At 41.6% G+C, this 17,870-nt stretch carries 18 protein-coding genes and 2 tRNA genes; 9 read left to right on the top strand and 11 right to left on the bottom strand.

The window, feature by feature from the left end; genetic code table 11:
* Positions 1-271 precede the first annotated feature (271 nt).
* Positions 272-1,672, top strand: a complete 1,401-nt coding sequence (locus tag F3J02_RS08350; protein WP_167248558.1) for an LLM class flavin-dependent oxidoreductase — start codon at positions 272-274, stop codon at positions 1,670-1,672.
* Between the two features lie 32 nt (positions 1,673-1,704).
* On the opposite strand, the gene F3J02_RS08345 is transcribed toward F3J02_RS08350, so the two are convergent.
* Genes F3J02_RS08345 through F3J02_RS08335 form a run of 3 tightly spaced genes read right to left on the bottom strand, consistent with a single transcriptional unit; the run spans position 1,705 to position 3,710 of the window.
* The gene (locus tag F3J02_RS08345) at positions 1,705-2,100 is read right to left on the bottom strand and encodes a DUF4870 family protein (RefSeq protein ID WP_167248557.1); all 396 of its coding nucleotides are present in this window, start codon (positions 2,098-2,100) and stop codon (positions 1,705-1,707) included.
* A 32-nt stretch (positions 2,101-2,132) separates the two neighbouring features.
* On the bottom strand, positions 2,133-2,750 hold the full coding sequence (locus tag F3J02_RS08340; RefSeq protein ID WP_167248556.1) for a DUF1294 domain-containing protein: 618 nt from the start codon (positions 2,748-2,750) through the stop codon (positions 2,133-2,135).
* A 9-nt stretch (positions 2,751-2,759) separates the two neighbouring features.
* Entirely contained in the window at positions 2,760-3,710 is a 951-nt protein-coding gene (locus F3J02_RS08335; protein WP_167248555.1) for a homoserine kinase, read from the bottom strand.
* Positions 3,711-3,811: 101 nt separating this feature from the next.
* Here F3J02_RS08335 and hisF point away from each other — a divergent pair, with 101 nt between their 5' ends.
* A complete protein-coding gene (gene hisF / locus F3J02_RS08330) occupies positions 3,812-4,570 on the top strand; it encodes an imidazole glycerol phosphate synthase subunit HisF (RefSeq protein ID WP_004657307.1) in 759 nt (252 codons plus the stop codon).
* 303 nt (positions 4,571-4,873) lie between these two features.
* Here the strand turns inward: hisF and F3J02_RS08325 are convergent, their stop codons facing one another.
* Positions 4,874-5,527: a sterol desaturase family protein gene (locus F3J02_RS08325; protein ID WP_167248554.1), complete on the bottom strand. Its 654-nt coding sequence runs from the start codon at positions 5,525-5,527 to the stop codon at positions 4,874-4,876.
* 115 nt (positions 5,528-5,642) lie between these two features.
* Here F3J02_RS08325 and F3J02_RS08320 point away from each other — a divergent pair, with 115 nt between their 5' ends.
* Together F3J02_RS08320 and aqpZ are read left to right on the top strand one after the other, a co-directional pair.
* Positions 5,643-6,650, top strand: a complete 1,008-nt coding sequence (locus F3J02_RS08320; protein WP_167248553.1) for an AraC family transcriptional regulator — start codon at positions 5,643-5,645, stop codon at positions 6,648-6,650.
* 176 nt (positions 6,651-6,826) lie between these two features.
* Positions 6,827-7,516 (top strand): aquaporin Z, encoded by a 690-nt coding sequence (aqpZ, locus tag F3J02_RS08315; protein WP_016162355.1) that lies wholly within the window; start codon positions 6,827-6,829, stop codon positions 7,514-7,516.
* A 51-nt stretch (positions 7,517-7,567) separates the two neighbouring features.
* Here aqpZ and F3J02_RS08310 read toward each other — a convergent pair whose 3' ends face one another.
* From F3J02_RS08310 to F3J02_RS08300, 3 genes are all read right to left on the bottom strand, one after another.
* On the bottom strand, positions 7,568-7,810 hold the full coding sequence (locus F3J02_RS08310; protein ID WP_005185690.1) for a hypothetical protein: 243 nt from the start codon (positions 7,808-7,810) through the stop codon (positions 7,568-7,570).
* 72 nt (positions 7,811-7,882) lie between these two features.
* Positions 7,883-8,956 (bottom strand): DNA/RNA non-specific endonuclease, encoded by a 1,074-nt coding sequence (locus F3J02_RS08305; RefSeq protein ID WP_167248552.1) that lies wholly within the window; start codon positions 8,954-8,956, stop codon positions 7,883-7,885.
* A gap of 158 nt (positions 8,957-9,114) precedes the next feature.
* Positions 9,115-10,995, bottom strand: coding sequence for a potassium transporter Kup (locus F3J02_RS08300; RefSeq protein WP_004657295.1), 1,881 nt, complete (start codon positions 10,993-10,995; stop codon positions 9,115-9,117).
* A 125-nt stretch (positions 10,996-11,120) separates the two neighbouring features.
* Here F3J02_RS08300 and F3J02_RS08295 point away from each other — a divergent pair.
* From F3J02_RS08295 to F3J02_RS08285, 3 genes are all read left to right on the top strand, one after another.
* A tRNA-Ser gene (locus tag F3J02_RS08295) sits at positions 11,121-11,210 on the top strand.
* Positions 11,211-11,584: 374 nt separating this feature from the next.
* Complete coding sequence (locus tag F3J02_RS08290; RefSeq protein ID WP_167248551.1) at positions 11,585-11,911, top strand: gamma-glutamylcyclotransferase family protein; 327 nt, start codon at positions 11,585-11,587, stop codon at positions 11,909-11,911.
* A gap of 100 nt (positions 11,912-12,011) precedes the next feature.
* Positions 12,012-12,087 (top strand) — tRNA-Thr (locus F3J02_RS08285).
* A gap of 9 nt (positions 12,088-12,096) precedes the next feature.
* Here F3J02_RS08285 and F3J02_RS08280 read toward each other — a convergent pair.
* From F3J02_RS08280 to F3J02_RS08265, 4 genes are all read right to left on the bottom strand, one after another.
* Positions 12,097-12,519, bottom strand: a complete 423-nt coding sequence (locus F3J02_RS08280; protein ID WP_004803720.1) for a GFA family protein — start codon at positions 12,517-12,519, stop codon at positions 12,097-12,099.
* A gap of 7 nt (positions 12,520-12,526) precedes the next feature.
* On the bottom strand, positions 12,527-13,354 hold the full coding sequence (locus F3J02_RS08275) for an SAM-dependent methyltransferase (RefSeq protein WP_167248550.1): 828 nt from the start codon (positions 13,352-13,354) through the stop codon (positions 12,527-12,529).
* A 2-nt stretch (positions 13,355-13,356) separates the two neighbouring features.
* A complete protein-coding gene (locus F3J02_RS08270) occupies positions 13,357-14,655 on the bottom strand; it encodes an FAD-dependent oxidoreductase (protein ID WP_167248549.1) in 1,299 nt (432 codons plus the stop codon).
* 433 nt (positions 14,656-15,088) lie between these two features.
* The gene (locus tag F3J02_RS08265) at positions 15,089-15,955 is read right to left on the bottom strand and encodes a pirin family protein (RefSeq protein WP_167248548.1); all 867 of its coding nucleotides are present in this window, start codon (positions 15,953-15,955) and stop codon (positions 15,089-15,091) included.
* 285 nt (positions 15,956-16,240) lie between these two features.
* Between F3J02_RS08265 and ycaC the strand changes: the two genes are divergently transcribed.
* Positions 16,241-16,867, top strand: coding sequence for an isochorismate family cysteine hydrolase YcaC (gene ycaC / locus F3J02_RS08260; protein WP_167248547.1), 627 nt, complete (start codon positions 16,241-16,243; stop codon positions 16,865-16,867).
* Positions 16,868-16,936: 69 nt separating this feature from the next.
* Positions 16,937-17,863, top strand: a complete 927-nt coding sequence (locus F3J02_RS08255) for a LysR substrate-binding domain-containing protein (protein ID WP_167248546.1) — start codon at positions 16,937-16,939, stop codon at positions 17,861-17,863.
* The last annotated feature ends 7 nt before the right edge of the window (positions 17,864-17,870 follow it).

Here is a 17,870-nt window from a genome sequence, read left to right as displayed (position 1 = left end):
TTTATTTAAAATAAACTCAAACCACCACTGATTGATTTAAAAAACAAATTAAAATCAACAACAAATAACTCAAAAAGGCGAACTAGCGCGTCAACACCATTTGCTCAAGTAAAAACAAAATAACATTTTGAATTTAATAAAAAAGAGCCATTAAAACTAAAACCCAAAATCACGTTAAATAGATTCATGATAAACATTTATTTTTTTATGATTAATCAATTCAATCGTTTTTAATTAAGATCAATAAAAATCTTTAATTTAGTAACGACCAATGAGCAAGCAAATTAGATTTAATGCCTTTGAAATGAACTGTATTGCGCATCAATCGCCTGGATTGTGGCGTCATCCATTAGATCGCTCAACTGAATATAAAGAACTCGAATATTGGACCGATTTGGCCAAGATTTTAGAGCGTGGTAAGTTTGATGGGGTTTTTATTGCCGATGTGTTAGGCATTTATGATGTTTATCATCAATCAGCAGAACATGCGCTCACAGGTGCAGTACAAGTTCCCGTGAATGATCCCTTGCAAATCGTACCTGCTATGGCAGCAGTCACCAAACACTTAGGCTTCGGTCTGACGACTTCGATTTCGTTTGAACATCCTTATCCCTTTGCACGGCGCATGAGTACCTTGGATCATCTGACCAAAGGTCGTATCGGCTGGAACATCGTCACCTCATACTTGGAAAGTGGCTCAAAGAATTTAGGTCTTAAAACGCAAGTCAGTCATGATCAGCGTTATGACATCGCTGATGAATATTTAGAAGTTCTCTATAAACTTTGGGAAGGTTCTTGGGAGCAAGATGCTGTGCTGCGTGATAAAGAAAAAGGCATCTTTGCCGACCATCGCAAAGTCCACCCCATCAATCATCAAGGTCAATATTTTAGCGTTCCCGGCATTCATATTTGCGAACCATCTCCACAACGCACCCCTGTACTTTATCAAGCAGGTGCATCTAGTCGTGGACAACTGTTTGCCAGCCAAAATGCTGAATGTGTGTTTATTTCTGCACCAACTAAAGCAGCCGTGAAAAAACTGGTACAAGGCATTCGTTCCAACCTAGTTGAACAAGGCAAAGATCCTCATTCGATTTTGATCTACACCATGCTGTCGATTGTGGTGGATGAAACCGATGCAAAAGCCCAAGCAAAATTCAAAGAATATCAAAGCTACGCCAGTTATCATGGCGGCTTAACCTTGGCATCAGGCTGGTCAGGTGTCGATTTTTCACAATTCCATGCAGAGGACAAAGTTGAATATATTCATACTGATGCGATTCAATCCATGCTCGACTCTTATGTAAAAGCCGATCCGAATCGAATCTGGACCATTGAAGAGATTGCAAAGTTTATTAGCATCGGTGGCAATGGCCCAGTACTCGTCGGATCAGCGACAACCGTGGCAGATCAGTTACAAACATGGGTCGAAGAAACAGATATTGACGGTTTTAACTTGGCTTATATTTTGGCACATCAAAGCTTTGAAGACGTGGTGCAATATCTGGTGCCTGAACTACAGCAGCGTGGGGTGTATCCAACCGAATATACCGAAGGGACTTTACGTGAGAAACTGTTTGGACAAGGTCCATTGCTGACAGAACAGCATCGAGGGGCAAGCTATCGCTATCATGCAACAGCGAAAACCAACAACAATATAGAACTCGCTTAGGTTATACACAACCCAGCGAGTTCTGGACGACCTTAGTCTTGATACATCGGTTTATTATCATTTAAGGCAATCAGACCGCGGATGGCACGATAGACAATCCAGATCCATGCACCAAAAATCACCGCAAAGGCAAAAGTGGTTGCAGAAATCGCAACGCCTGCAAATGCTGTGCCGTTGTCACCGGTAAAGAACAGGAATGAGAACGGAATAAAGGCAATAATATTCCAAGCCAAATACCACCAGAAGGTGCGAATTTGCCAAGTAAAGTGGCTTTCAAAAATTGAGCCTTGTACATCACTGCGTTTTACATAGTTAATGATCAAGGCAATGATTGCCAACAAACCACCAGTAAAAATTGCAATAATATAAAGTACATACAGCACCAAGGTTAAAGTACGGTTTGGATCTTGATCAACGGAATAATTCATTTTTATTTATCTCCAGAAACAAACTCCCTCAATCAATAGAACACATTGAGTGGAGAAATTAGCCAACATATCAATAGTATATGGAAGACTATGGTACAGAAATAAATCTTACGAAATGGTTGTTTTTGTGTTTTATGTCTCAGTTTTTGCTGAGCAAGCCAACCAGCACACCATCCACCCAAAGAATCTACGATATGTAAAGTCTGCTCTGGAATGCGTCGATTACCCAATTGTGCCGCTTCTTTATCTTGTGCATAGAGCCAATAACTCAACACATTCATCAAGCTGACAAATAACAAGGTATACGGTGGTAACAATTTACTAAAGCTTGCGACCACCATAAAGACAATATAAATCACAATGCCAATCTGCATCGCAGACCAGCGTTTCGACGGTTGAGGCTGACTCGGACGAGCACGATGTTCAATCACCTGCGATGCTTTCAAATACGTCGCCTGTTGAGCGCGATAACGACCGCGCTCATCCAAAATGACTACATATTCCAAGGCACAACCGACCAATGGTCGCGGCCCTGTGCGAGCAAAGTCTTTGATATGAATAAAGACACGATCTTTTGCTGTGTCATTGGGTTGGATAAAGCCATAGCCTTTATCATCAAACCACTCAACTAAACGACCTTGATCTCGCATGTCTGTTTCCTAAGCTGTGATTCGTTGTAAACGGTCTTGTAACATCATGCGCATTTCCAGCGGATCTTTTTGCAAAATATCATCGCCTGTACGCCCTTGCTCAGCATTTTTCTGCGCCACTTGTAAGCGCATGCTCCAGAAACGGCACGCCGCCATCGCCAAGAAGATATTTAAACAAGCTAACTCATCAACGGTCAGCTGACGAATGCTTTGATAAGCTGCAAGAAAAGCATCGGCCTTAGCTTGATCTAAATGCGCTTGTGGATAGGCGGTACAGAAGTCATTGATACTAATCGCAATATCAAATAACCATTCATCTTGATTCAATTCATAAAAATCAAGAATACCCTGTAGTTGATCGCCTTCAAACAAGGTGTTATCTCTGAATAAATCTGAATGAATAAAGCCAGTAGGGCGGTCTGGATGCTGCTGGGTGATTGCTGCAAACTGTTGGAACACTTCTGCCAATAAAACCTGATCTTGCGCATTCATTTGTGGCTTAAGTTGCTCAGCAACATCTGACCAATATTGATGATTACGATTAAAATCACGTTCTAAAGGAAAGCTTTGTAAGGCCAAATGCAATTTTGCCTGTGCTTGTGCAATCGCCTGAATTTGGATAATGCTGGCATCTTCAGGATGCTCACCCATCAAGCGCGGGGCAATTTGTGCAGGTTTATCTGCAATACTATGAATCGCCTGCCCACTATGCTTTAAAGGCACCGCCACAGGTACACCAGCCTCACCCAAACAATCCAGTACAGGCACCAGTTCACCTGCCCCTTCAGCATCTAATTCTTCAAAAACCGTTAAAACATATTGTTTCTTTGATTGATCCACCAAAAAATAATTGGTGTTTTGAATACCGCCTTGGATTGGAATCAGGTCAATCACCGCTAAACCATAAGGCTCAGCAAAGGCTTGAACTTCTTCTAAACTCAACGGGGTATAAACCGACATGGAAAACCTGCAAAAAATAGCTGTGAAGTTTGATAGAATACCTGTTCCCTCCATGAAGGTGTAGCACCCCTTTCTTTATTGGCGATTTTTTGGAAAATTTTATGCTCGCAAAACGTATTATCCCTTGCTTAGATGTTGATAATGGTCGAGTCGTCAAAGGCGTTCAATTCCTTGATATTCGTGACGCAGGTGACCCTGTTGAAGTCGCCCGTCGTTATAACGAACAAGGTGCCGATGAAATTACCTTTTTAGATATTACTGCTACCCATCATGGACGCGACACCACTTACCGTACCGTAGAACGCATGGCCGAAAGCGTTTTTGTTCCCTTAACTGTGGGTGGTGGTGTCCGTAAAGTTGAAGATATCCGTTTATTGTTGAATGCAGGTGCCGATAAAGTCAGTATCAACTCTGCTGCGGTATTTACCCCTGAATTTGTCCAAGAAGCCTCGCAACGCTTTGGTGCGCAATGCATCGTGGTCGCAATTGATGCCAAAAAAACGGGCGAGAACAAGTGGGAAATTTTTACCCACGGCGGTCGTAAGCCAACAGGCATCGATGCGATTGAATGGGCGGTGAAAATGGCTGACTTCGGCGCAGGCGAACTGCTGATTACCAGTATGGATGCCGATGGCACCAAAGCAGGTTATGACATTGCTTTGATGCGTCAAATCAATGATCGCGTCAATATTCCAACCATCGCTTCGGGTGGTGTAGGAAACTTACAACATTTAGCAGATGGCATCTTAAAAGGCGGTGCAGATGCAGTACTGGCTGCTTCTATTTTCCACTTTGGTCAACACACCATTCCAGAAGCAAAACAATATCTTGCCGCACAAGGCATTGAGATGCGTCTTTAATTAGATGAGCCATAAAAAAACCTCTCAAGTGAGAGGTTTTTTATTTAAATAAAGCTACATACAGACAAAAAAATACCTTGCTGAGCAAGGTATGGAAACTGCGTTATACAACGCTAGAGGGTAAACACAATATCATCATTTTGAACAAATTCTGAGCATTTAAAATGCTTGAGCTAAATTAGCGAGAAAATGAGTAAAGATATTGACATTAAAAACCAATTTTATTGACAATTCACGACATACCCCTATTTTTATCGTCATGATTTGTCAATAAAACAAATATCCCCTCAAGATCAATCCAGTTTAAGCCACTGATTCTTGTTTTGGTTCTGCCTCAGTTTGCTTTGCAGGCGATGTTACCAATTTTGGTTTTTGCTCGACCCATTTTGCAGGAAAAACGGATTCAATCGCTTGCGTCAAAACTTTAGATAAAGCTGCAGGTAAAGGAAGACCCAATGGATTGGCCTCTTTTAAATCCGCAGAAGACACCACACGGGTACCCATCACATAATCAAACCATGGACGAGTCACACACCAGTTGGCATCTTGGTTTGAATTCATATGATGATCATAATGCCAAGGAATGGTTCGTTTTGCCCAGTCAGGCTCTAAGTGTGCCCGACGATGCACATAATAATAGTTGCCTGCACTATACAGTGCTGCCAAAGACATTCCTTTTGAGATTGGATAAAACGCTACACTGGCAACGCCTGCCACCACAGCCAAAGACATAATTTCGTTACGGGTACGCCAATGCTCCACCCCTTCAACATAGCAATCATCAGAAAACTGCTGTTTACGTACTTCACGATGATGCGCCCAGTGCGATTCCATACTTTTCGGCACAGGGCTATAACGTGGCTGTCCCGGACGATGTACCCCATGCAAAATGTATTTATGTGCAAACCATTCAAATGCATTTGCAACAGCCAATCCTGCGATAAAACCCTTAATCATGGTTTTCTCCAAATGTTTCCTTATTTTTATTAAAGATATAAATTTTTGTAGGCGAAGTATTGACGATACGATATATTTATATTGACAAAACACGACAAGATAAGGAGTGGACAGGATGTCTCAACTCAAGAACTATACAGGCTCTGTTTTTGGTGGTTTGGGGCATTTATTAAAAGCCTATTGTGAAGCAGAGAACATACATATTCCTGAGCAATTACAACAAGTTCAAAACCTAGAGCGCTTTGACTATGTGATTTGGCGTGATCTGTTGGAAGATTTGAATCGTCTGCATCCTAAAAGTGGTTTAGGTCTAGAAATCGCAGCCTATGTACAACCCAAACACTTAGGTATCATTGCCTATTTGGCTTTATCCTGTGAAAACCTAGGTGAAGCTTTGGCACGCTATCATGATTTTCATCGGCTGATTTATGATGGCAGTCCTTTGGTGGTTGAATTTAATCCTCCCTACGCCTCAATCCGTTGGGAAGCGCCTGAACCACATCCGACTCAGTTGACCGATGAAATCGCGATTGCCTTGATGGTGCAGTTCCTTAAACTGTTTATGTCAGGTGATAGTATCCATCTACATGAAGTACATTTCGTCAATGCTGCACCAAAAAACATCAGCATTTATGAGCAATATTTCCATTGTAAAGTGCGTTTTGAACAACCCAAAACCCAATTATTATTGCCTGTCAGCGAAGCTTTTAAGCCACTCAAAACAGGTGATCACACCTTACAACAACTGTTGTTACAGCAAGCCCAAGCCTTGCTGGATAAACTGCCTAATTCGACTCAACTGGATCAACGGCTACAACATGCCATTTTGACAGGCCTACAAAAAAACCAATATCAAATCGATTTTATCGCCGAAAAACTTGGCCTTTCCGTGCGTCAATTACAGCGCCATTTACAACAACAAGACACCACCTTTCAGGAGCGGGTACAGCAGGTTCGTTTTATGTTGGCGACCGAATATTTAAAAGATCCTCATCTGAGTTTACAAGAAATTGCGCTACTGCTCTGTTATTCTGAACAAAGTGCTTTTCAGCGAGCTTTTAAGATTTGGACGGGGCAAACCCCGCAACAGTGGCGAAACAACAACACAACTTACAATTCGTAATAAAAATACTGACGAACTAACGGTTTCGCAACTGATCGATTTTTTCGCCCGTTTTATATAAGAGCCTATATACCTATGTGAATTAGTTCACAATTTTTTCACGAGGGTTAAACATATCCATAATAAATTTTGGATGTTTGCTTTTTTTATTTTTTATAACTGATGTGGTGATAACAATGAACAAATATTTAGCAGAATTTCTCGGGACCTTTTGGCTTGTTTTTGGTGGTTGTGGTAGTGCTGTTCTTGCAGCTGCATACCCAGAACTTGGCATTGGTTTCTTAGGTGTTGCATTAGCATTTGGTTTAACTGTTTTAACAGGTGCTTACGCTTTCGGTCATATTTCTGGTGGTCACTTTAACCCAGCTGTCAGTGTTGGTTTATGGGTCGGTGGACGTTTTGATTCTAAAGATTTAGTCCCTTATATTGTGTCTCAAGTGATTGGTGGTGCGCTTGCAGCATTCGTACTGTACATCATCGTACAAGGTCAAGCTGGTTTTGCTGGTACAGGTGGTTTCGCAACCAATGGTTATGGTGAACTCTCTCCAAACCATTTCTCTGTTGCGTCAGCATTCTTGATTGAGGTTGTTTTAACTGCATTCTTCTTAATTGTGATTATGGGAGCAACTGATCGTCGTGCACCTGCTGGTTTTGCGCCAATTGCAATTGGTTTAGCATTAACATTGATCCACTTGATCAGTATTCCAGTCACCAACACATCTGTTAACCCTGCACGTAGTACTGCAGTTGCGTTATTTGCTGAGACAGCAGCAATCAGCCAGCTTTGGTTATTCTGGGTTGCACCAATCATCGGTGCCATCATTGGTGCAGTGATCTACAAATTCGTGGGTAGCGAGAAAGACTAAGCGCCGCATACATCCCATAAAAAAACAGCCTGCAACGGCTGTTTTTTTTATTTATAAGAATGGATTTTCAATGTCCTGCTCAGGCTTTCTGTCAATCTGTTCAGGAAGTTGTTCTTTCTCCAAAGCGGCAACCACATCATTAATAAAGCTTTGCAATGCCTTTGCCGTTTTCAGCCCTGCCTGATCTTTGGTAATTTGTAAATTGCCATACAAACTCACACAATCGACCTGATTTTCCAAAGTTAGATCATAAATTGCTGAAGATTCATCACCCTGTTCAAAAGGTTTAAACATCGTTTCCCTCTCATTGTTGTTGTCTATTCCACAACATGAGCCATGCAGAATGACTTTGCAAGATGTTCTACATTATCTCAACATTTGTAAGAAATACTGCAGTAATGCATTCACTAGTTGATTGATCAAGGCTTGTTTGGTCTCTTCATCAATTTGTGGGAATTTGCTTTCTGCGACCTCAGTTTGCTGTGAAGTAAATTCACGTTGCTGCACTTGGATGGCATCTGTTTTAGCTTCTTCCGCACACTGACTCTGTCCATCCCAATGCGAATAACTGATGTCTTTATTCGGCTTCACTTGCACTGCAGAAAGTGGCAATTGATAAACATTACGCTTCTGTTGTTCCGTCAATTGAGGGAACAAGTTGATGCCAAGTTTCTCTTCCAAATAACAGACACTGACGACTTTGACCTGCTGAGAATTATTATTTGGTGCATAGTAAGCACCAATAATTCCTTGCTTGGGTAAATACACCGCCTTATATACCGCAGTTGGGACAATCACGCCCTTACCAATGGTTTTCAGGCGTTTACCTTCAAATACTGGCCCTGTCAGTACATAGGCATCTTTATGCTGTTTGGTCACGACTGAACGTACCGCTTCTTCTAACTTACGCCAAACTTCCTGATTATTTTTAGGTGCTTGCGGAACCATATTGGCTAAAGAAAAGCTGTCATACTGTGCCGCAGTATTATTCATATCGCCATTGGGTGCCATATGCCCACGGTCATAGCCCGAGCCACGATAGTCAGATAACAACGCACGATGTGCAAGTTTGACCCGTGTTTCTTCGTGGAAATTATCTTCCCGTTTAATTTTGATGCTTAAGCGTTCTGGTGTCAGATGTTCTGCCGTCCACAATGGGGTCTTAGATATACCTGAATACATCACATTAAAATCATTAAAGCACAAGGCATAGCTGTCTTTTTTCAGACTGTCTTTGCTTAATAACGGTGGGACATCACGATAAAATTGTTTTAGACAAGCAGCATTACTGGATTGAAATGGCATCAACTTCGAAATTTTTTCACTACCAAATGCGATCGCAAAACTTCCTGTCGCGACCAAAGCCAACACCATCTTTCCAATATTTTGGCTCAAAAAAGCAAATGGTGTTTTACTCTTTCGAGTTGGTCTCTTTGCCATAACTACATCAAAATCAATACGAACGCGCAGCTTAACAACTCAAAAGCCCTGTGTATATTGAGTTTCAGCCTAGAGCGACACTTTATGTCGCAAATCTGTACACTTGATCTACAGACAATAAAAAAGGCACGCTCAGGTGCCTTTTTTATACAGTTTTCTTAAATTTCGATCTGACTGCCTAACTCCACTACGCGGTTGGTTGGAATCTGGTAGAAGTCACTGACAGGGCTGGTATTACGCTGCATCGAGATGAATAGCTTTTCACGCCATGGTGACATGCCATCACCCACGGTATGCACGATACGATCACGTGAAATGAAGAAACTCATTTGCATCATATCGAATTCAAAACCAAGCTCCTTATAAGCTTGCTCTAATGCATTCGGTACATTCGGCTGATCTTTAAATCCGTAGTACATATAGATTCGATAAAAATGCTCATCCAGTTTTTCAACTTTTAAGCGATCTGCTTCAGCCACATACGGAATATCTTGGGTATATACCGTGACCATCACATTACGCTCATGCAGCACTTTATTGTGCTTGATGTTGTGTAACATCGCATGCGGCACAATATTCGGTGTACCTGTTAAGAAAATCGCTTCGCCTGGTACAAAATGAGTTTCTTTGCTCATACCAATACTTTTGATAAACAATTCAATTGGCAAGGCATTGGTTTCCATACGGTTATAGACAATTTCGCGACCACGTTTCCACGTCATCAAAATGGTATATACCACCACACCAATCAAGATCGGCACCCAACCACCTGAGAGGATTTTCAATGAGGTTGAACCGACAAAAATTAAATCAATAATCAGGAATGGTACCGCAAATAACGCCACTTTCCATAACGGCCAACGCCACACCCCATAGGCTAAAGTCGAGATTAAAATCGTACCACAGAGCATGGTCATGGTCACCGCTACACCATAAGCACTGGCCAATTCTGCACTACTTTCAAACAGTAAAATCAGGATCACCACCGAGATAAACAATACCCAGTTAATGAAAGGCAGATAGATCTGACCTTGTTCTACATCCGAAGTATGGTGCACGGTTAAGCGCGGTAAGTAGCGTAATTGAATGGCTTGGTTCGCCATCGAAAATACGCCTGTGATTACTGCTTGAGAGGCAATCACAGCTGCGGCTGTTGCCAAGCCAATCATTGGGAATAAGGCCCAATCTGGTACTAATAAATAGAACGGGTTTTCAATGGCTTTAGCGTCGCGTAATAGCAATGCACCTTGACCTGCATAGTTTAAAAGCAAACAAGGGAGTACCACCAAGAACCACGCCAGTTTAATCGGCACACGCCCAAAATGCCCCATATCGGCATACAACGCCTCACCACCGGTCATGGTCAGAATCACTGCACCCATGGTGATAAAGGCAACTGTCGGTTGATCAAAAACAAAATGGAACGCCCAATACGGATTGACCATCATCAATACATACGGGGTCTGGATAATGCTCCAGAGACCAATCAGACCAATAGATGCAAACCATAACAGTGTAATCGGGCCAAAGAATTTCCCCATAGTGGCAGTACCATGCCGCTGCACCATAAACAGCGCAGTGAGGATACCTAAAGCAATCGGAACCAGCCAACGATCTAAAGCAGGCGTCACCAGACTCAAACCTTCAATCGCAGACAGTACTGAAATCGCTGGGGTAATAATCCCATCACCAAAGAACAGTGATGCTCCGATAAAGCCCAATGCAATCAGAAAGATTTTATTTTTATTGCTAAAAACGGAGGAACGTAAATTGAGTGCGAGTAGTGACATGATCCCGCCTTCGCCATTGTTGTCCGCACGCATGATCATTGAGACGTACTTAAAACTAATCGTTAGGTTCATACACCAGAAGATCAGCGAAAGAATACCTAAAATCGAACCTTCACTGATATCAACATGTCCTGTGACAAAGCATTGCCGTATTGCATAGAGTGGACTGGTTCCAATGTCTCCAAATACCACCCCTAATGCTGCCAGCGTCATCGCGGGCAATGCGGCTTTTTTTGCAGTACTTTGCATATGATGTTGTCTTCAAAATTGAACGTTATATGGCGCAATATTATCACTAGCCAAAAAGTTTTTCTGCAAATCTGTTCGACTACAACTTGGCAGCGTGCATTTTTTTGGGTACTATCGCACACCTTGGTGAGGTGTCCGAGTGGCTGAAGGAGCACGCCTGGAAAGTGTGTATACGTTTGCGCGTATCGAGGGTTCGAATCCCTCTCTCACCGCCAGAATTTTTTATTCATGTGATTGTTTGAAATGAGAAAGCTTAAATCGAAAGATTTAAGCTTTTTTTGTTTATATCATATTTAGCTTAAGCAAAATTCTCTAAAATTTAAACCAAAGATCAATTCGAATTAATTCAAGAATCTTCTAAAGTCCGATTGGGAAAACTACATTCAAACCTACTGCATTGTCTCTGATTGCAAATAAAGATTGGTATAAATTCGACTATCGACATCTATAGCAGAAAAGAAAAATCATCTTTTATTTAATATTCAAAATTTTGGAAAAATTAATTCTAACTTTGATAACGTATATATAAACACATGCTCTTTGTCTATTATTTTGCTACTCTCTTTCTTTTACTTTCCTCGCTTTCACTATGCTCAGTTTATTTGTTTACGGGACTCTAGGGCCCAACCGTCCCAATGCTCATATCATGGAAAATATTGGTGGTACATGGGCAGAAGCACATGTATTTGGCACACTCAAACAACAAGGTTGGGGAGCAGAACTTGGCTTTCCGGGTATTGTGCTCGACCAAAGCGAACATAAAGTCTCTGGCTTTGTCTTTTTTTCAGACAATCTAGAACAACACTGGCAAGCATTGGATGAATTCGAAGGTGCAGGCTATCAACGTGTCCCTGTTAAAGCGCATTTAAGCACAGGTGAAGTGATTGATTCCTTTGTCTATGCACTCAATAGCTAAGCTGAAATTGGCGAAAATTCGACAAACGAATTAAATTTATCTGTTTGCTCATTTTTTCGCTTGTTTTTTTAATTAGATTCTGTAGAATTCTCGCCACGTTGCCGGCATAGCTCAGTTGGTAGAGCAACTGACTTGTAATCAGTAGGTCCACAGTTCGAATCCGTGTGCCGGCACCATTTCTCGCTTTACTCTCGTTTCTTCCCCATCATTTTCTCAAAATGCGAAATATTCGGATTTAATAAATCCCATTCATTTGCATGACTCACAAAACATTCTGCTTGCGGTTGATACAGATTTGGATCATCCAATGTTCCTGCACGGATTGAAATCATTTCAGGTACGAGTTCTGGTAGGCCAAACATTTGCGAACCACAGTTTGGGCAAAATGCACGGCGGATCGGCTTGCCTGATAAACCCAAAGACTCAAAATATTTTAATTCACCTTCGATTTTAAGTTCAGATTGGTGAAAGAAGGCAATCGGTGCATAAGCACTGCCTGTGGCTTTTTGACAATCACGACAATGGCAATTAAAACGATAACGTGGCGCAACCTCCGCCTGATAGCTCACTGCCCCACACAGGCATGAACCTTTATATTCATTTGGCATCTTGTTCTCACTTTTTTACTGCACTGATTTGAATATAACGTACTAATCCATCTTGGTAGAGTTTTCGGCACAACTTGGCAGTCATGTTTATTTTAAGTTGTGCAAAATCAAATGCTGATTTTTCAATTTCCCGTGTTTCGATATATTCAGCAAAACCATTCAACACAGGCTCAGAAAAATCCTGAATTTGAATATCAGTAAAACCATGCTGCGCTAAGGTCTGTGCAAGCTGCTGCTGATCCATCACATGCTGCCAATTCACATCGGCACTTTTTAATAGATAGCGATACTTTTGTTTTTGTAGAGCAGAACACTGTAGCCAATTTTCAGACCACATCAGGGTGTGAAACGCGATGCGACCTTTTGAATTCAAAACTGAAGATGCTGAATTGAGAAATGAATTCAAATCACTGTGATAAGCCGCATCTATACACAGCACCACATCAAATGAATTCAAAAGTTGCAGTGCTTTTAAATTCAAAAAAGATCCACAATGAATTTGAACCTGCGGTAATTGTTTTTGAATTCGTTTAACACAATCAGGCTGTAACTCAACTGCACTGAGTTGCTGAATGTGATAATGCTGGATCCAGTGCAACAGACTGGCACCTTGTCCACAGCCTAGATCTAAAACACGATCTGTGGATTTCAGTTGAATGGATTGTGCAATTTGATCGGCTAGACTTTGGCAGGCATGTGGATAATGATCATGTTGATCTTGCCAAAAACCTAAATTACTCCAAGCAAGCCATGCATCATCACCGAGTCGTTTGGCATCAATCGCATATTTATGCCCTATGACTTTTTCGATCAGCGCTTGCTTGAAGGTGGCCATGCTTAATAACCGAGTTCAGGCGCAACTTTGACTTTTGGTTTTAATCCAACAAATGGAACGGCTGCACCTAAGATTTCAGAAATATGCATCGCCGAGGTCACAGCAGATTCTAAGATCGGCAAACCATCACACGACCATGAACCGCAATAAAATACTTTACGGTTTAAGTCCAAATGACGTTGCTGAATTTGTTTATTCAGGGCAACAGTTTCTGAATCGACTACTGCACGGGTGAGTTTGACTTTGGAAATGATTTTCTTTGGATCGATATCAATCACAGGACACCACGTTTGGAACACGGCATTTTTACCGACCAAGCTTGGTTCAATCGCATTGATCCATACGGTAAATTGCTGACGGGTAAATTTACGATCCATCATATAGCTCAATACTGCCCAATCTTTACGGCGTTGTGGCATCACGATTGGATCGGTATGAATCACCAAATCGCCTTGTTCAAAGCGGAATTTTTTCAGTAAGGCAATATCTTCTGCAAATTGTGGTTGCTTGAGAAAATCTTCAATCACTGGCGTAGGTGTCGCAATCACCACACGATCAAATAACTGGCTCTCACCTTGCGCATTTTCTACCAAGACTTTATCGCCCTGCTCTTCAACTTTTTGAACAGGCGAACCACTATGAATTTCAATGCCTTCAATCAAGCGATTAACCAAGGCAGGTGTTCCGCCTTTCATTCGCAATAAGGCTTCACCTTCCGTCAACTGACGAATAAATTCCAGTAAAGGTTTGGCTGGCCATTCCCCAATGGTTTTAGGATGACAAGTACAAATGGTATACAGCACAGGCATCACCGTGCCATGCCAAAACACTTCCTCAATATGATATTGATTCATGAATTCAGCTAGTGTGATGTCTTGATTATCCGATTTAAAAAATTGATGCACCGCTGTTTTCAGCTGCAACATGCCTTTGACCAAGCGCCAACCATATTGCTGAATCCCTTTACGGTTATTAATAATTGGGAAATTGCCGATTCGGCTGCGTGACGTCGTCAACCATGTATCAGTCTTATCTTCGAACAACCAACTGCAAGCCATAAAGGTACGGACAGGGAACGTTTCTATGCCCAAGTAACTTGCCAAGCTTAGAGTATTTTTCCAAAGCTTTGGATTCATTACCCGTAGCGGGGCATCAATAATACCACCATCAAAATCAATACTATGACTATCCATGCCTCGTCCAGCGAGTGCTTCGAATATCGTGACCTTATGCCCTGCATCATGTAGGATTCTGGCTGAGGCAAGTCCTGCCATTCCACTGCCAATAATTGCAATATCCAAAATTATGTCCCATCAGTTGATGATTTTTCTTGATTATGACCGATAGTTAAGCGAAACACGGTATTAAAAAATACCAGATTGAAGGCTTCTGCCAGACTTTTGTCGTAATATCGTTGTTGGATTCTTGTTACATTTTATCACAAATTGCATTTTAATCTTAACATGATGAAAAAATTAAACTTATTACATTGTAGGACACAAAAACATACAGAACATTCTATATTTTTTCATTTTCAGCAGCTTATACGCTTTGCAAGCTCAAAAATCGGTGGTATGTTTATTAAACAACAACGAGAACAAAGTCACATAACAAGCTGAATAATTATAAGTGACATAATATTAAAAAAATCAATAGAGGACCCTTACAGCGAAAGCCTATCACTCTAACGGAGTGATAGGCTTTCTTATATAAACAACTGATTTATTTAAGTAACTAAGCTTCCATCGAACCAAATTTACCACTATTGAAATCACGAACTGCTTCAACGATTTCTGCTTTGCTATTCATGACAAAAGGCCCATAACCTTCAATCGGTTCATTCAGTGGCTGACCAGTCAAAATCAAGAATTTACTGTCTTGTTCTGCCTTGATACTAAAGTCAATTTCTTCACGGCTCAGCACCACCAAACTCGGTGCCTCTATGCTTTGGCTTTCATTTAAGATCACCTGTCCTGAAAGCAATACCAATAATGCAGTATGACCTTCTGTTGCATAAAAGGTATGTTCTTGACCTTGTACAATCGTACCATCCCAAACATTGACTGGGCTAAACGTCGTCGCAGCACCAGCAGTATCTTGGTATTGACCTGCAATAATACGCATTTCACTGCCTGCGTCATCCAGTGCAATATGCTGAATTTGATCTGCTTCAATAGCTTGGTATTTTGCAGGCGTCATTTTTGAATGCGCTGGCAAATTGACCCACAACTGCACCATTTCAAACAAACCACCTTGATGAGCAAATTCAGGAGAATGGAACTCTTGATGCAAGATACCACCACCTGCAGTCATCCATTGCACATCGCCTGCTTTAATCGTTCCACCACCACCACTTGAGTCCTTATGCGTCACTTCACCTTTATAGGCAATGGTGACCGTCTCAAAGCCACGATGAGGATGTGAACCTACGCCATGCTGCGCTGTGGTTGGATCAAAACGATACGGTGCCGCATAGTCCAATAACAGGAATGGACTGAGGCTTTGGCCTAAACGGTCGTAGGAAAACAAGTTATAGACTGGGAAACCATCACCCACCCAGTGCATGTGTTTGTTTTGATACACACCAAGAATTTTTTTCATTTGGTTTCTCCTATAGCGTAGAAGTTCTGTTCTTGGTTTCTATTTTACGCCTCGAGCAGCTGGGCTTATAGCCTCAGATTGGCAACACATTATTCTACATATAGGACAATTGAAAATTAAAAAGTGAATCAGCGCTTAACCCTTATCAATCATCCCATTTTTGATATTGTTTATCTCATTTTTTGCGCTTCATCTGACTTAAAAATTTAACTAGCATAATTTCAAGCAGTACGGAAATTCACTTGCTTTTCCGTGTTCTTTTTACAAAAACATGAGGATACAACAATGGCTAAAGACTATATTCGCCTAGACAAAGACAACGCAGCCGTACTTTTGGTCGACCACCAAGCTGGCCTACTTTCATTGGTTCGAGATATTGATCCAGATAAATTTAAAAACAATGTCTTGGCATTGGCAGATGCCGCAAAATACTTCAACTTACCGACAATTCTCACCACCAGCTTTGAAAATGGCCCAAATGGTCCACTGGTCCCTGAACTGAAAGCGCTGTTCCCTGATGCGCCATATATCGCTCGTCCAGGTCAAATTAATGCTTGGGACAATGAAGACTTTGTTAAAGCAGTCAAAGCTACAGGAAAAAAACAACTGATTATTGCGGGTGTGGTCACGGAAGTCTGCGTCGCATTCCCAGCCCTGTCTGCATTGGCAGAAGACTTTGATGTATTCGTCATTACTGATGCTTCAGGAACATTCAACGCCTTAACTCGTGATGCAGCATGGGATCGTATGTCACAAGCAGGCGCACAACTCATGACATGGTTTGGAATGGCCTGTGAACTGCACCGTGATTGGCGCAATGACATCGAAGGCTTAGGCGCTTTATTCTCGAATCATATTCCTGATTATCGCAACTTGATGACCAGTTATTTCACCAATACCTCAGAAAAATAAACCGTAATATCAAGATTAGGATAGTTAATGCTATTCTAATCTTGTCGTATTTATCGGATTCGCTTTGCCTTGATCAACTCATTTGATGACTTCCATTATTTCTATTTGGTGGTGAAACACGGCGGATTTAGCGCAGCCAGCGAAGCTGAGAACATCAGCAAATCCAAGCTCAGCCGTCGTATCATTGAACTTGAGCATAAATTTAATGTCAGCCTGATTCAACGTACTACCCGCCATTTTAAAGTCACGGATTTAGGCCAAGAATTTTATGAAGAATGCTGCAAAGTGATTGCACAAGTTGAGTGTGCCGAGAATGTCTTACTCAAGCAAAAAAATGAACCGCAAGGTATGGTCAAAATCAGTTGCCCACCTTTGATGATGCATTTCCAGATTCGAAAATTACTGAATCAGTTTTTAAAAGCCTATCCCAAAGTTGAAATTTCTTTAGAATTGACCAGCCGTCGTGTCGATGTACTTCACGATGATATTGATATTGCGATCCGAACCAGTTTTGAACCCAATCAGGATTCGAGTTTAATTGTCCGCGATGTGATTCGAACCGAGCATTGTCTGGTCGCTGCACCTGAACTACTGCAAGGTAAAAGCATTACTCACTACTCAGACTTACAGCAATATCCGAGTGTGGCGTTGGGCATTCAAAAGCATCAGTACTACTGGCACTTATGTCACGTTGATAGTGATGAAAGCGTGGATGTGCCTTATCAGCCACGAGTGAAAAGTAATGATTTGGCTGGGGTCTATTATGCGGTCAATGATGGTTTGGGCATTGCGGATCTGCCTTATCTGACCGTTCAAGCTGATATTCAGAAAGGCAAACTGATTCATATACTGCCGGAATGGAAATCCAATCGGGGTACAGTTCAGTTGGTCTATGCCTCGCGTAAAGGTCAACGCTTGGTGGTGGAAAAGCTGATCGAAACCCTGATGGAAGGCCTGCGAGAATTGGCAAAAACTGACAGTGGCTATTCTTTATAGTGCAGTT

The sequence above is a fragment of the Acinetobacter sp. Tr-809 genome (genome assembly GCF_011753255.1).
Classification (GTDB): domain Bacteria; phylum Pseudomonadota; class Gammaproteobacteria; order Pseudomonadales; family Moraxellaceae; genus Acinetobacter.
Note: the sequence above shows the minus strand (reverse complement) of the source record. Positions and strands in the feature narration are given on the sequence as shown.